Annotated in this window: 13 protein-coding genes; 7 read left to right on the top strand and 6 right to left on the bottom strand. The window is 70.1% G+C overall.

Annotation, left to right across the window (positions count from 1 at the left end):
• Positions 1-371: 371 nt before the first annotated feature.
• A complete protein-coding gene (locus OHA77_RS23910; protein ID WP_406311726.1) occupies positions 372-953 on the top strand; it encodes an ATP-binding protein in 582 nt (193 codons plus the stop codon).
• Here the strand turns inward: OHA77_RS23910 and OHA77_RS23905 are convergent.
• Positions 942-1,757 (bottom strand): helix-turn-helix transcriptional regulator, encoded by an 816-nt coding sequence (locus OHA77_RS23905; protein ID WP_406311725.1) that lies wholly within the window; start codon positions 1,755-1,757, stop codon positions 942-944. The genes OHA77_RS23910 and OHA77_RS23905 overlap by 12 nt on opposite strands.
• Positions 1,758-1,869: 112 nt before the next feature.
• Between OHA77_RS23905 and OHA77_RS23900 the strand changes: the two genes are divergently transcribed.
• Positions 1,870-2,226 (top strand): VOC family protein, encoded by a 357-nt coding sequence (locus OHA77_RS23900; protein WP_406311724.1) that lies wholly within the window; start codon positions 1,870-1,872, stop codon positions 2,224-2,226.
• A 167-nt stretch (positions 2,227-2,393) separates the two neighbouring features.
• On the opposite strand, the gene OHA77_RS23895 is transcribed toward OHA77_RS23900, so the two are convergent.
• Complete coding sequence (locus OHA77_RS23895; RefSeq protein WP_406311723.1) at positions 2,394-2,591, bottom strand: hypothetical protein; 198 nt, start codon at positions 2,589-2,591, stop codon at positions 2,394-2,396.
• Positions 2,592-2,998: 407 nt separating this feature from the next.
• Between OHA77_RS23895 and OHA77_RS23890 the strand changes: the two genes are divergently transcribed.
• The 4 genes from OHA77_RS23890 to OHA77_RS23875 all read left to right on the top strand — a co-directional run bounded on the left by OHA77_RS23890 (position 2,999) and on the right by OHA77_RS23875 (position 7,885).
• Complete coding sequence (locus OHA77_RS23890; protein WP_406311722.1) at positions 2,999-3,154, top strand: hypothetical protein; 156 nt, start codon at positions 2,999-3,001, stop codon at positions 3,152-3,154.
• An 858-nt stretch (positions 3,155-4,012) separates the two neighbouring features.
• Complete coding sequence (locus OHA77_RS23885) at positions 4,013-4,306, top strand: MerR family transcriptional regulator (RefSeq protein WP_406319862.1); 294 nt, start codon at positions 4,013-4,015, stop codon at positions 4,304-4,306.
• A 423-nt stretch (positions 4,307-4,729) separates the two neighbouring features.
• Complete coding sequence (locus OHA77_RS23880; protein ID WP_406311721.1) at positions 4,730-6,808, top strand: nucleic acid/nucleotide deaminase domain-containing protein; 2,079 nt, start codon at positions 4,730-4,732, stop codon at positions 6,806-6,808.
• A 129-nt stretch (positions 6,809-6,937) separates the two neighbouring features.
• Positions 6,938-7,885, top strand: coding sequence for an aldo/keto reductase (locus OHA77_RS23875; RefSeq protein ID WP_406311720.1), 948 nt, complete (start codon positions 6,938-6,940; stop codon positions 7,883-7,885).
• 174 nt (positions 7,886-8,059) lie between these two features.
• On the opposite strand, the gene OHA77_RS23870 is transcribed toward OHA77_RS23875, so the two are convergent.
• Both OHA77_RS23870 and OHA77_RS23865 read right to left on the bottom strand, forming a co-directional pair.
• A complete protein-coding gene (locus OHA77_RS23870; protein WP_406311719.1) occupies positions 8,060-9,223 on the bottom strand; it encodes a CU044_5270 family protein in 1,164 nt (387 codons plus the stop codon).
• Positions 9,220-9,780 carry an RNA polymerase sigma factor gene (locus OHA77_RS23865; protein WP_406311718.1) on the bottom strand — a complete coding sequence of 187 codons (561 nt, stop codon included), beginning with the start codon at positions 9,778-9,780 and terminating at the stop codon, positions 9,220-9,222. Before OHA77_RS23865 ends, OHA77_RS23870 begins: the two co-directional genes overlap by 4 nt.
• A gap of 402 nt (positions 9,781-10,182) precedes the next feature.
• On the opposite strand from OHA77_RS23865, the gene OHA77_RS23860 reads away from it, so the two are divergent.
• Positions 10,183-10,722 carry a DUF4262 domain-containing protein gene (locus tag OHA77_RS23860; protein WP_406311717.1) on the top strand — a complete coding sequence of 180 codons (540 nt, stop codon included), beginning with the start codon at positions 10,183-10,185 and terminating at the stop codon, positions 10,720-10,722.
• Between the two features lie 299 nt (positions 10,723-11,021).
• Here the strand turns inward: OHA77_RS23860 and OHA77_RS23855 are convergent, their stop codons facing one another.
• Positions 11,022-11,276, bottom strand: a complete 255-nt coding sequence (locus OHA77_RS23855) for a hypothetical protein (RefSeq protein WP_406311716.1) — start codon at positions 11,274-11,276, stop codon at positions 11,022-11,024.
• A gap of 194 nt (positions 11,277-11,470) precedes the next feature.
• Positions 11,471-13,384: a nitrate- and nitrite sensing domain-containing protein gene (locus OHA77_RS23850; protein ID WP_406311714.1), complete on the bottom strand. Its 1,914-nt coding sequence runs from the start codon at positions 13,382-13,384 to the stop codon at positions 11,471-11,473.
• Between the last annotated feature and the right edge of the window lie 49 nt (positions 13,385-13,433).

Raw genomic sequence — 13,433 nt, 5'->3', positions numbered from 1 at the left:
CGGACCGACCAATGGGGAAGCCGGGAAGCCGCAGGACGCGCTGCGCGCCCTGACCCTCCGCTTCCCCGGCTGGCTCCTCTGGTACGGCACGGCCACCGGCTGCTGGTGGGCGCTTCCCCCGGCCCACTGCCGCGAGCGCGTCGGCCTGGTCGAGGCCGACACAGCCGCCGGGCTGGCCGTACGAATCCGATGGATCGAGGACTGCCGGACCCACCTCGACCCCGACCGCCCCGACCGCCCCGACTGGCCTGACCGGCCTGACCGGACCGATGCCCCAGCCGTACGGCAGCGGCCTCCGTATCCCATGAGTACCGCGCTGGGTCCAGGACCGGCGAAGCCCGACGGAGACGCGAGCGAGAGGAGTGGTGAAGATGGCGGCACGGCTGTTGTCCATGCTGATCGGCGCGTTCACTGACCGCTTCCGCGCCACGAGAACCACCACACCCGGCATCGCGAACAACGCCGTGAAAGCCACGGCGAACCGCAGCACGGATACCGCCGTGCGGCCACCCGGCACGACCTGGCCGCCAGGCCTGGGCCCGGCGCCGGTCGACTGTCTGGTGGTCTCCCGGCGGTTCGCCGCCGCGCCCGGCCAGGTCAGGCACGCCCGCACCTTCGTCGCCGAGATCGTCGGGAACGACCACCCCTACCTCGACGACGCCCTCCTGCTCACCAGCGAACTCGCCACCAACGCCGTCGAACACCCCACCGGACCGCCTCGGCAGCTCGGCAGTCCGCGGGAGTTCCTCGTCACGGTGGCCTTCGTCCCCCACGGGGTGCTCATCACCGTCCAGGACCCCGGGTCCGCACGCATCCCTTGTCCCAAGGAAGAAGACCCTGACGCCACCGGCGGCCGGGGCCTCGCGCTCGTCAACGCCCTGGCCACCCGATGGGGGTTCCACCGCGACTCCCTCGGGACCGTGATCTGGTTCGAACTCGGCTCACCCACCTGAAGAAACCGTTCCCCTGCCCGGGGAGGTCGGGGAGGCCGGGGCGAGGAGCAGGCGGAGCGCGGTCGGGGTCTCCCCCGCGTGCTCGCGGGCGGTGCGGGTCAGGTGCGCCTGGTCGGCGAACCCGAGGTCCGCGGCCAGGCCGGCGAAGTCGCGGTCGCCGTCTTCGAGCCGCTGCATCATCCGGCCGACGCGGACCCGGTTGCGGTAGCGGGTCAGCGACACGCCCATCTCGCGCGAGAACACCCGGCTCAGCCGGTAGGGAGAGACCTCCAGCAGTCCGGCCAGCGGGCAGAGCCCCGCCGCCGCCGGGTGTCCTTCGATGATGGCCTCACGGGCCGCCGCGACGAGCGCCCGGTCGGCGGGGCCCGGCCGGTCAGCCGGCCGTACCGCGACCGACGCGATGAGCCGGAGCAGCTCCTCGGCGAGCGCGTAGTCGACGTCCCCACCGTCGGCGGCGGCGAGCAGCCGCCGGTGGGCGAGGTCGACGCGCGCGTCCACGTACACCGTCATCCCACCCCTGAACCCCTCCCAGAGCCGGGGCTCGAAGGTCACGGACGTGCAGAGGTCGCCCCCGGCGGGGTGGGCGAACCGCTCCTCCTCACCCGGCGCTCCCAGGTAGGCCATCGTGGGGTCCAGGTCGGCATCGGCCCCGTCGGCCCACCGCCGGAATCTGCCGCGGCGCACCAGCACCATCCGGTGGTCGTCGCGCACGTCCGGCTCCGACCACCGGGTGTGCTGCGCGCGGCAGGTCACCGCGGCCACGGTGAACTGGGGCCGGGCGGCGAGGGTCACAGCGGAGAGCACGCCGCAGACGCTACCCGGCGGGGCCGACAGAACGGCCCGCAAGAATCTTCAAGACTGCAACCGGCGTAGGTCGGATGATGGTTAGGCAAACGACGACAACAAGGAGTCACCCATGGCCGCTCTCGCGGAACCCACTGCCATCATCATCGACTGCGCCGCCCCTGGAGCGCTCGCCGAGTTCTACCGGAAGGTCACCGGCTGGGAGGTCACCCACCTCGATGACGACACCGCCTACCTCGGTGACGGCCCGATCCAGCTCGCCTTCCAGCGGGTCCCCGGCTATCGCGGGCCCGGATGGCCCGACGCGGCCAAGCACGCCCACCTTGACTTCAAGGTCGCCGACCTGGAGATCGCGACCAAGGAGTTGCTGGCGCTCGGCGCGACCAGGCCCGAGTTCCAGCCCGGCGAGGGCCAGTGGACGGTCCTCGCCGACCCCGAAGGACACCTTTTCTGCATCGCCGCAGGCTGACCGGGGCCGGGACGGCCCTTCCGGCGCACTCCGGACCGGCCGGGCCGTCCCCTCCTACCGCACCACTCTGGAATCAGAACTACCGGAAGCACCATCCGGGAGTCGGCCGCGACAAGGTGGACGCGCTCGCGTGGGCAGTGCGGTGGCGCGACGGCTGAGCGCTCCGGTCAGGTGGGCCGTCCTCGCCGGTCCATGACCAGTGGGAGGAACAACCGGTCCACGATCTCCTCCAGGTCGGCCTCGGTCGGGGTACGGCGGGCCATGAAGAGGTCGTGGACGACCAGCACCACCGGCAACGTGACCAGCCGGTCGGGGAGTGGGTCCGCGGCGTCGACCTCGCCGCGCCGGGCCGCCCGTTCCAGCACCGTCCGCATCCAGTCGTGGCCCGGGCGGTGACCCCGACCGGATCGAGACCGCGGCCGGGTACGCCGCGGCCGCCGGGCTGCACGTCTGGTTCTCGCCGTTTCCCTGCGAGATGACGAACGAGCAGATGCTGCCGTACTTCGTCGACTGAGCCGAGCGGGCCGAACGGCTGCGCCGCGGCGGCGCCGACGTCGTCCTCGTCACCGGCTGCGAACTGAGCCTGTTCGCCCGCGGATACCTGCCCGGCGACACCTTCAACGCCCGCGTCCCGGTCCTCGCCGGTCCCGAGCGCGAAGCCGCGCTCCAGGGCATCCCGGACCGGGCCAACGCGTTCCTCAGCGAAGTCGTCACCGCCGTACGGCCCGTCTTCGGCGGTCTCGTCAGCTACGCCTCCTGCCCCCTGGACGGCGTGGACTGGAGCCCGTTCGACATCGTCGGCCTGGACGCCTTCCGGGGCCTGCGCAACGCCGCCACCTACCGTGACGACCTGCGCAAGGAGTTCGCCCACTTCGAGCTGCGCGACAGCGTCGAGCACGCTGTCGCCGAGCTGCTCCCGACGGCGTGAAGATTCAACCCTTTACGTCCCCGGCACCGAAAATCTGTAGTTGCTGAAGTAGACATCTGTGGTGGGTGGGGGTAGAGTTCCTGACATCGAAAGGAACGGATTCACGAGGGCAGAGCAGGACGTAGGCATCACGACGAACTGCCCGGACGAGCGTGAATAGCTGGACAACCAAAGACGAAGCAGTGAAGACGGGCAGAAGGTCGGACGTGCCAGGGCCAGCAGCAGGTGAAGGGTCCCGGCCGTGGACGCGCTGCCACAGCAGTCAGATGGTGAACGAGTAACGAGTACCAACGTCGGACGCGCCAGGGCCGGCAAGTAGGCGAAGGGTCCCGGCCGTGGACGAAGCAGCTGCGGCAAGAAGTGATGCATGAGATCGAAGAAATAACGTCGGCAAAGAGCGAAAGGAGTGTTGAACGCCATCAGGATCGCCCGTTGCCGGCTGATGTTCGCCGCACGGGTACCGCAGTCCCACGGATTGGAAGGTGGTCTCCGGTCACGCATACGCGATCCCCGCATCCCCGCCCCATCGGGCGGCCAATGCGGAACAGACAGATCGGCCCCCAGGCCGGTAGATGGTGTTGAACCTCGTGGGCCCCGGCGCATCATGGCGCCGGGGCCCTGTCAGCATTTCGAGAAGGTTGTCAGGAAGGTTATATGGACCAAGCACCGATAGCATCGGCCGTCCGCGCGCAGCCCAGGCTCCGCGACACCGCCGATACGGCTGAAACGGCCCCACGGGCCGATACCGCGAGCAGAGCCGACCAGGCCGATAAAGCCGACAGGGCTGACGGGTCCCCCGCCACGCCGAGTGACCTCTCCGGTCACCGGTTCGACGATGAGGACTACCCCGCATACAGCATGGGCCGGGCCGCCGAGATGCTCGGCGTCACCCAGGCGTTCCTGCGCAACCTGGGCACCGCCAAGCTGATCGAGCCGCAGCGCTCCGAGGGCGGCCACCGCCGTTACTCGCGCTACCAGCTGCGCCTGGCCGCCCGCGCCCGGGAGCTCCTCGACCAGGGCACCGCCCTGGAGGCCGCCTGCCGCATCATCATCCTGGAAGACCAGCTCGCCGAGGCCCTGCGTATCAACACCGAACTGCAGCAGAGCCGCGACCGGCAACAGCCCGCCAGCGCGAGCCGCCGCTCGGCCTGAGGGCCGACGCCCTGACCCGCGATCACCCTCGCTGCCGCCGACAGCACTCCGGCCTCGCCCTGAGTGCGGCCAGGTGCGGGGCCCGTCCGGGGTCGTTTCCAACTCGCCGCCTTTCCGAAAAAGCTTAATAAGCCGTTATTTCGCAATAAATGCCATAAAGGAGCAGACCAAAAATCTCATCGCTTTATCGCATGGGTTTTCAGTAATGTTTTAACCATGCACCTGACAAGAAGTCAGATTCTGGCGGGAACCGCGTTTCTGGTGGTCATGGTGACCGGAGCGACGGCACTCGCCCCGGTGTCGGCGGCACCGGCGTCAGGGGCAATGGCCCCGGCGTCGGCGGCACCGGCGTCGGTGGCCCCGGTTTCGACGACCCCGGTGTCGGTGGTTTCGGCTTCGGTAGACCGGGCTTCGACGGTCCCGATGTCCGGGGCCCCGGCTTCGGCGGCCGTTCCCTGTCCGCCCGGCTACGTGCCGCCTCGCCTCGCCGAGCCCGGCGCCGGATCCGCGCACATCCCCTACGGCAACCCGATCGCCCAGCTCGGCTTCACCTATCGCGACATCATGGACCGCGACCCGGACCTCGGCCGCGACGTCGATCCGATGTCCGGCGACCACCGGGGTGGCGCGTTCAGCGGGGCGCTCAACGTCGCGGTGGGGTTCGTCGATGTGACCGGGTGCGCCCTCGACACGTTCGACCAGAGATTCGTCCGGACGGTCGACGACCTCCAGCGTGAGAATCCCGCCCTGGTCAAGGAGCTGAAGCTGCCGCCGAGCGTCAAGGCGCTTCTCGTGGTGCCCCGGTTCAACGCGAACAAGACACGTAAGAACAAGAAGGGCGAGACCGAGTGGATCGCGACCGCGATCGAGCACTCCGAACAGCGCATCCTCAAGAGCCTCGCCCAGCGGGGCATCGACGAGGGACGGCTGCTGGCCCTCTACACCGACCTCGCTCCGTGCAGCCCGCGCAGCGCGGACTGCAGGGGACGCCTGAGCACCACGAACGCCGCCGTCTACCACGCCTTCGCCTCGCCCTTCCACGATCTGCTGCCGGCGATGAAGGAGGCACTGGCCAATGTGACCCGGGCGGACGTGTTCGCCACCGACCCCGACACGCTCGCCGACGACGTGGCGTCGGGCAGGCGGTCGATCCCATCGATCTTCCAGCCCCGCGACGACGCCTTCGGCACCCCGGACCCCGCCTACCAGAGCGATGACAGTCTCACCCGGGCCGTCACGGATCCGCACGGCGGCATCGACTTCTCCTCCCTGGAGCTGCGCTACCTCGCCGACACGGGCACGGACCGGCCCGACGGCGTCCGGTACGGCTTCGCCAGGGCGTCCACGACCGGCGAGCCGGACACGGCGTCCACGACCGGCGAGCCGAACACCGATCCCGCGACCGGCGAGCCGGGCATCGGACCCGGCGCCGATCCCGCGACCGCGCTGAGGATCACCCGGCAGGCGTCCGACGCCTTCTTCGTCTGGCTCGCGCTGCGGCCGTCGAAGTTCACCGTGAACCTCAATCCCACCGAGCCCGACCGGATCGTCGACGCGGACCTGGGCAGGACCGACGCCGGCCGGATCCTGCTGGAAGCCGACTTCCGCATGAAGAAGACGGTGGGGAAGCTGATCCACCCTGACAGCCGGAGCGGCGGGCGGTTCTGGAAGGCCATCGGTTCCCGATGCCTGGTGTTCCGGCAGTGGATCGTGCCCGGCCCGGCCACCGTGCACGAGCGGGACGGCGAGCTGTACATCCTCGACGCACCACTCAGGGTCAAGCTGGAGAACGAGTATCTCTCCGGGAAGAACCCCGGCCGCACGCTCCCGAAAGGCTGCGCGGGAGAGTCCGAGCAGGAGAGCAGGGAGTCGGAGCGGGTCTTCCGCACGATGGTCCTGTCGCGTGTGGAGAAGGCGGTCAACACCGCTCCCGAGTACGCCGCGCTGCGACGCGTCTACCTGAGCCGGGTGGCCGCCGAGTGGTACCGCCAGCGCAGCCGTACGGCGAGCACGACCTTCGCCCCCGTGATCGACAGCGGCGACATCGGCCGCTGGACCTCCCGCCAGACGTGGAAGCCGGTCGACGTCTTCAACGCCTACGTGCGCTCCTACAAACGCGGCGAGTTCAAGGTCACCCGCGATGTCGGCCGGCTCCGCTACTCGTTCTTCTACGGCGGCGTCGACTTCACGACCGTCCCCTACACCACCGTCACCGCGGCCGACCTGCACCGCAGGTGGGCCACGCTGCCGAGCGGCCCGGGCGCGCGGTCGACGTGGATGACGGGGGCGGCCCGGAGCGTGGAGCACCCGACGCCGAGGACGGCTCTCCTGCGGGCGACGGCTCTCGTCGCCGGCCTGTTCGGCCTGTTCGTCCTGGTCTCGGTCGTGATCGCCGTCGTGGTCGTCCTGCTGGTCCGCCGTCGGCGCCGCCGCACGCGCCCGCCCAGGTCGTACGGCGCGCCGGGGGCGTATGAAACGTCTCGTCCCAGGCCGCCGGGCTGACGGTCCCGCCGGTGAGTCCAACCGTGATCGGCCGTCCACCGGGAGGCCGGGGCCGCGACCGTGCTTGACCTGGAGTCCACTCCATGGGCCAGAGTCTGTTCCCGCAGCCAACGCAGGACGGAGCACATCTTGACGACGGTGAACCTCGCACTGGGAACAATGCACTTCGGGACGCGTCTTGACGAGCGGTCCTCGTTCGACCTGCTGGACCGGTTCGTGGCCGCGGGCGGCACGATGATCGACACCGCGAACTGCTACGCGTTCTGGTCCGATCCGAGCGGCGCCGGCGGGCAGAGTGAGCGGGTGATCGGCCGGTGGCTGGCCCGCCGTCCCGGCGTCCGTGACCGGGTGTATCTCAGCACGAAGGTGGGCGCGGAGCCGATCGGAGCCGGTGAGTGGCCCGGCAACCGGGAGGGCCTGTCAGCCCCCGCGATCAAAGCGGCGGTTCAGGACAGCCTCCGCCGGCTGGGCACCGACCGGATCGACCTGTACTGGACGCATATGGAGGACAGGGCGGCCCCGCTGGAGGACACGGTCGGAGCGCTGGCGGACCTGGCCGGTTCCGGCACCGTCGGCCGGCTGGGTTGCTCGAACCATCCGACATGGCGGGTGGAACGCGCCCGGCAGATCGCCCGGAGCAACGGCTGGGCCGGATACACCGCGCTGCAACTGCGCCACTCCTACCTGAAGCCGCGCCCCGACACCCCGGTGCCCGGCCATGACCACCGGTTCGGCTGGGCCACCGACGAGGTCGTCGACTACGTGCACAGCGACCCGGAGCTGACCCTGTGGGCCTACACCGCGCTGTTGAACGGCGCCTACACCCGCGCGGACCGTCCGTTGCCCGAGGCGTACCGGCATCCGGCCACCACCCGGCGGATGGCCGTGCTCACCGAGGTGGCCGGGGAGCTGGGCGTCTCCCCCAACCAGGTGGTGCTCGCCTGGCTGGCCGGCGGCGACCCGGCGGTCACCTCGATCGTCGGGGTCAGCGACGCGGCCCAGTTGGACGAGGCCCTCGCCGGGGTCGCGCTGGTCCTGACCGACGAGCACCGCGGGCGGCTCGACACGGCCGGCTGAACCCGGGGGGCCTGGAGCGCGCCGCCCGGCGAACGGTGCCGGCATGACGCACCGGTCCGGGGGCGGGCCCCGGACCGGACTCGCCGTGCGCTGCGGGAGCACGGCGAGCCCAGAGGCAGGTGGTGGGCTCCGGGCTCGCCGTGCGCTGCGGGAGCACGGCGAGCCCGGAGCAGGTCAGGCGGTGGGCTCGGCGTCGGTCCAGCCGGCTTCGAGGACGGACTCGGAGCTCCACACGGTGCCCGGCGCGAATCCGGCCACCCGGCCGCCCGGCCGTACGACGACGCTCTCCCTGGCCAGCGCCTGCCCGGTCGTCTCGTCGAAGACCAGGCGCGTCTGCAGGATCCCGCCGTCGTCCTTGGCGGTCGCGTTCAGCTTGGCCTGTCCCTCGATCGCCACCGCGGTGCCGGTGCGGCCCTCCGCGTCGGTGACGTCACGGACGACCTTGATGGTCTTGAGACCGGCGAGCATCTGGAAGGCGGCGCCGCGCACCTCCGGGGTGACCGGCATGTCGGTGAACAGCCCGACCGTGACGGCGAACAGCCAGGCGTCCGACGCCATCGGGGCGTCCGACTCGGTGTCGTGCCCGTCGTACGAGCGCAGCAGCCAGGCCTTCAGCTTGTCCGGGTCCGACGGCAGGTCGTGCAGGTCCTTCATGGTGACGTTGCGGCCCAGCCAGAACACCTTGTCCCCGTCGACCAGGGAGGCGTGGCCGTCCTGTGCGGCGCCCTGCCCGGTCGGCAGAACGAGCTTGGCGCCCCGCTTGCCGGGCACCGTGACGGAGATCCCGGCCGGGGACCCGGCCTGCTTCCAGGCCGTCTCGTCCTCCGGGCTCGCGGGCTCCGCGCCGAGCGGCTGGGTCCGGCTCCGCTGCTCCCCGCCGGTCGCCGACGGCGTCCAGCTCTCGTTCCGCTCCCGGTTCACGACGGTGTAGTCCGCGTCGGCGGCCTTGAACAGGTTCCGGCTCACGGACACGGTGTGCCAGTAGGCGCCGGCCGTGTCCGGCTGGCGGGCCGCGCTGTGGGCGGCGGCGAGCAGTACGGCCTGCGCGGAGAGCCGGATCTCCTGGGCGGGGGCCGTCTGGCTCGAGACCACCTGGGCGGAGGGCGCGCGTGGCGCCGTACCGCCGGTTCCGGAGACCGCGACGGCGACCGCGGTCACGGCCGCGGCGGCACCGGCGAGGCCGAAGCCCCACACCGGGCGTACGGTCCTGCGCCTGGCCGGCACCGGCCGGGGCTGGGCCATGGCGCGGGAGAGCTCGGCGGTCCTGGTGCTCTGGTCGACCGGGGTGTCACCCAGGTGCGCGGGGCGGGCGGCCCGCAGCTGATCGATGGGGTTCATGACATCTCCTCGCTGAGGTTCCTCACCCGGATCCGGGGGGATGCGGCGGTCTCCATCTCCTGCTTGAGCCGCTTGCGCGCACGGTGCAGCCGTACGCGGAAGGTGGCCGGAGAGCAGCCGATGACATGGGCCGCCTGGCGGGGGGAGAGTCCCTGCCAGGCGGTCAGGATCAGGATCTCCCTGTCGTCCTCGGGCAGCCCGGTCAGCGCGTCGAGCACGCTGAGCCGTTCCGTGACCTGCTCGGCGACGTCGCCCTCGGTCCAGGCCCGCAGCTCGGCGCTGAGCGCTTCCCGGCGGACCTCCGCCCGGATGTTGTCGCGCAGCACGTTGCGGGCCACCCCGAGAAGCCACGGCAGAGCCGGATCCGGTACGTCGTCCAGCCGCCGCCAGGCGATCGCGAACGTCTCGCTCACCACCTCGTCCGCCACCTGCCGTCCCGCGCGGCTGACCACATAGGCCCAGACGCGCTGCCGGCACTCGTCGTACATGCTGGTGAAGCGCTGCGAATCGTCCGTCACCGCCTCGCCCCCTCTGTCCCGGATGTGTTCTTCTGACACCGGGAAATGGTCCGGGTGTCTCCGTTGTTACGAGCTCCCCGAAAAAGTTACGGGCTCCTCGGCAGGCTTGCCGGGGAGCCCGATCCGGCATCCGGACCGACGACCGGTCCCCCACCTCATGACCGGAGCCGGGTGGCCGCTCCCGCACCTCTCACGACTAGAGCCCGGTAACAGCTCTCACACAACTTACGGGCCGGAGCCCGATGACCGCTCCCGCACGACTCACCGCCTCGCCCGCGCGGAGAAGTCCGGCCCGCTGGGAGGAGTACGGCACGGCCGCTCGGTAATCGCGTTTCGGTTCCACGGTGATTCGGATACCGTCGCCTGATGCGACAGGGCGGATATCGGCGGCGGCGCTACATCTGACGGTCCCTTCACATGGGGAGTACTACGCTCGGCACCATGTTCGACCAGCTTGTATGCCACTGTCTCCTGTGCGTTGAACGGGACGTGGAGCTCGACGAGATCGACCGCAGCACGATGCGGCACGTCCGGGAACGCGGTTGGGGCGTCATCATGGTCCCGGAGGACGAGGACGGGCCGGGGTGGGCGTTCACCGTCGGGCTGTGGCACACGTTCCGCTCACCCGAGGCGGCGATGTTCGGACTCCGGGTGGACGTGATGAAGAACTGCCTGAACACCCTCGCCGACGGGATCGCGGCCGGTCACCATCTCGTCGACGGCCAGGAACGGGACGACGTCATCAGAAACTACTCGGTCGTCGCGAGGGCCGTCGACCCGAGCTGGTACCGATCGCTGTTCGGTATGGCGCTGCACTTCTACCAGGAGCCGCCGCTGTCCTTCATGGAGATCGTGTGGCCCGACGCCGACGGCCGGTTCCCCTGGGACGCCGACGCGGCGCCGAAGCTGCGTGAACTCCAACCGACACTCTGGGTCCCGAAGGACGACCACGCCCCCGGGCCGTGGACGAAACTGCCCTGACCGGCGGAGCCTCTTCCCCTTCCCGGGCAGCGCCACGGAGACCTGCCGGAAACCCGGAGACCCGGAGGCCCTCTCGGCCCGAAGACATCAGGTTCCGCGGCGGACGCGAGACGGTTGCGCGCCCGTTCCTCCGGGGGAACGGACGCGCGACCACGGTGGATCGCCCGCCTGTTCTCACCTGGGTGAGAGGCAGCGGAAGACATCTCCACCTTTTACCGGCCCGGGGTTCTCCGGACCACCCGAGAGCGGAATTAAAACTCGCCATATCCGTGCGTGATCCTGGGCGGTCCGGCCTCGGCTCAGTCTCCGTTGTTGTCGCTTCCGTCGTTCCGCTCCTCTTCCTCCTGCTCCGCGTCCTTGGCGATGAAGCTCTTCACCCAGCCGTCGCGGCCGTGGAATCCGGGGCCTGACTGCCAGCTGGACGCACCGGAACCGTGGTCCGGGTCCGCCGCCGTGGTGGTGAGCGCGGCCGCCGGGCCCGCCACGAGCGTTCCGGCGAAGAGAGCTGTTCCGATCGCGGCTGCGGCAAGCGACGCGACAGTCTTCGTTCCCATGTGATCCTCCGATTTCGAGAAGACGAAATTCGTCTCCATGAGTACCGACGCCCCCAAGAATGCCGGACGAATAATCACAAAAAACACCGCTAAGCGCTTATGCTTAAGTAAAGCCAAGAAGACATGCATAAATAAGAAATAAATTAGACATACCAGCTTATTTCTACATGAATTTGATCCTGCTGCCGCACCGGCTATTCGAGAGCGCGTACAGCGGACCTCTCCCGCTGCTCGGGCCCGGCGAGCACGCCCTGCGGGATGAGCACGACCGCCGTGGTCCCGCCGAAGGGTGAGCGGTTCAGGGTGACCTTGATGCCGTGGCGGGCGGCGAGCTGACTCACCACGAACAGGCCGAGCTGCTCGCTGTCGGCCACGTCGAACTCGGGCGGGGTGGCCAGGCGGCCGTTGACCGCCTCACGCTCGATCTCCTGCATGCCGAGGCCCCGGTCCTCGATCTCGATCACGAAGCCCCGCCCGACGATCTCCCCCCGCACCCGCACCGGAGTGGTCGGCGGCGAGAAGGAGGTCGCGTTCTCCAGCAGTTCGGCCAGCAGGTGGGTGACGTCGGCGGTGGCGGAGCCGGTCAGCCAGGCCTCGGGCAGCGGCGGGACGGTGATCCGCTGGTAGTCCTCGACCTCGGCCACGGCCGCGCGGATCACGTCCACGAGGGGGACGGGGTTGCGCCAGGTGCGGCCGGCGGTGGCGCCGGAGAGGATGACCAGGCCCTCCGACTGCCGCCGCATGCGGGTGGTGAGGTGGTCGAGCCGGTAGAGGTCCTCCAGCGCGCACGGATCGTGGGTCTTGCGCTGCATGGAGTCGAGCTGGGAGAGCTGGCGGTGGACCAGTGACTGGTTGCGGCGGGCCAGGTTGCGGAAGACCCGGCTGAACCCCTGGCGCAGCCGGGCCTCGCCCACCGCGGCCTGGACGGCCGTGCGCTGCACGGTGGAGAACGCCCGGCCGACGTCGGTGATCTCCATGGTGGTGCCGGTCGTGGGGATCGGCGGCGCCTCGGTCTCCACATCCACGGTCTCGCCCTTGCGGAGCCGCTCGACGACCTGCGGCAGCCGTACCTCGGCCAGGTCGAGGGCGGCCAGGCGGAGGTCGCCCAGCTCCTTCGAGAGCCCCCGGCCGAGCCGGGCGGAGAGGATCACCGCCCCCAGGATGGCGGCGAGACCGAGGCCGCCGGCGAGGACGATCTTCATGATGATGCCGCCCGCGGCGTCGTCGGCGCGGCTGTTCAGCAGTTCGGCCCGGCTGGTCAGGAAGCGGTCCATGGTCAGGTCGAAGGAGCCGGCGAGGGCACGCCAGGCTTCCCGGTCCCGGGGGAGCTCCGACTTGTCGACGATGTCGAGCTCCAGGGTGACCAGTCCCCGGTAGGCGAGGGAGTTGGTGACCGAGTTCAGCGGGCCGCGCAGTTCGTTGTCCAGCGTGGCGGCGCCCTCGGTGAGCAGCATCCGCCGGTTCGGCGCGAGCACCTCCATCGCCTCGTACTCGTCGTGGGTCAGCCGGCCCGCGACGGTGGCGCCGGAGATCAGCGCGTCCTCCCTGGACAGCAGGTCGTGCGCGTGGGTGATCCGCTGGAGCCCCACGGCCTGCTGGTAGAGCTGGATCTCCGAGACGGTGACGACCTGGTCCTGGAGCCGGTGGACCGCGTCGGTGATCTTGCTGAACGCCTGCACGGTCTGCAGCCGGTCGGCCGTGCGCCCGTCGACCTTCCTGCGGATGGAGCGCAGCGCGTCGGTCTCGGTGAGGACCCGGTTGACCGCGGTGACCAGTTCCGGGGCGGTGCCCGTGGTCGCCTGCCGCGAGGTGGCCTGCGCGCGGAAGGCGGCGACCGCCTTGTCGGTCAGTCCCCGGACCTGGGTCAGGTCATCAGGCTGGGAGGTGGCCTTGCTCAGCGCGACGGCCGAGAGCTTGCGCTCGTTCTGCACCTCGGCGACCAGCGCGGCGGCGGGCGCCGACACCCGCTCGTACAGCGTGGTGGCCGCACGCAGCTCGAAGAAGTCCCCTACGACGTATCCGGTGAGGAACGTCCAGAGCGCGACGAGCGCCACGATGGGGAGGCTGAGGAGCGCGTACAGCTTGAAGCGAATGGTCCGGGATGCCATGACTCCATGCCTGCAATATTGTTGTCCGAAATATAGACAAATAGCACGA

The organism is Streptosporangium sp. NBC_01639, assembly GCF_045209755.1.
GTDB lineage: Bacteria > Actinomycetota > Actinomycetes > Streptosporangiales > Streptosporangiaceae > Streptosporangium.
This window is presented reverse-complemented; position numbering and strand designations above follow the sequence as displayed.

Coding starts and splice junctions, on each gene's coding strand:
- OHA77_RS23870 (WP_406311719.1), bottom strand. CDS start 9,223: ATGAACCCCATCGATCAGCTGCGGGCCGCCCGCCCCGCGCACCTGGGT.
- OHA77_RS23900 (WP_406311724.1), top strand. CDS start 1,870: ATGGCCGCTCTCGCGGAACCCACTGCCATCATCATCGACTGCGCCGCC.
- OHA77_RS23860 (WP_406311717.1), top strand. CDS start 10,183: ATGTTCGACCAGCTTGTATGCCACTGTCTCCTGTGCGTTGAACGGGAC.
- OHA77_RS23850 (WP_406311714.1), bottom strand. CDS start 13,384: ATGGCATCCCGGACCATTCGCTTCAAGCTGTACGCGCTCCTCAGCCTC.
- OHA77_RS23855 (WP_406311716.1), bottom strand. CDS start 11,276: ATGGGAACGAAGACTGTCGCGTCGCTTGCCGCAGCCGCGATCGGAACA.
- OHA77_RS23910 (WP_406311726.1), top strand. CDS start 372: ATGGCGGCACGGCTGTTGTCCATGCTGATCGGCGCGTTCACTGACCGC.
- OHA77_RS23885 (WP_406319862.1), top strand. CDS start 4,013: ATGGGCCGGGCCGCCGAGATGCTCGGCGTCACCCAGGCGTTCCTGCGC.
- OHA77_RS23880 (WP_406311721.1), top strand. CDS start 4,730: ATGTCCGGGGCCCCGGCTTCGGCGGCCGTTCCCTGTCCGCCCGGCTAC.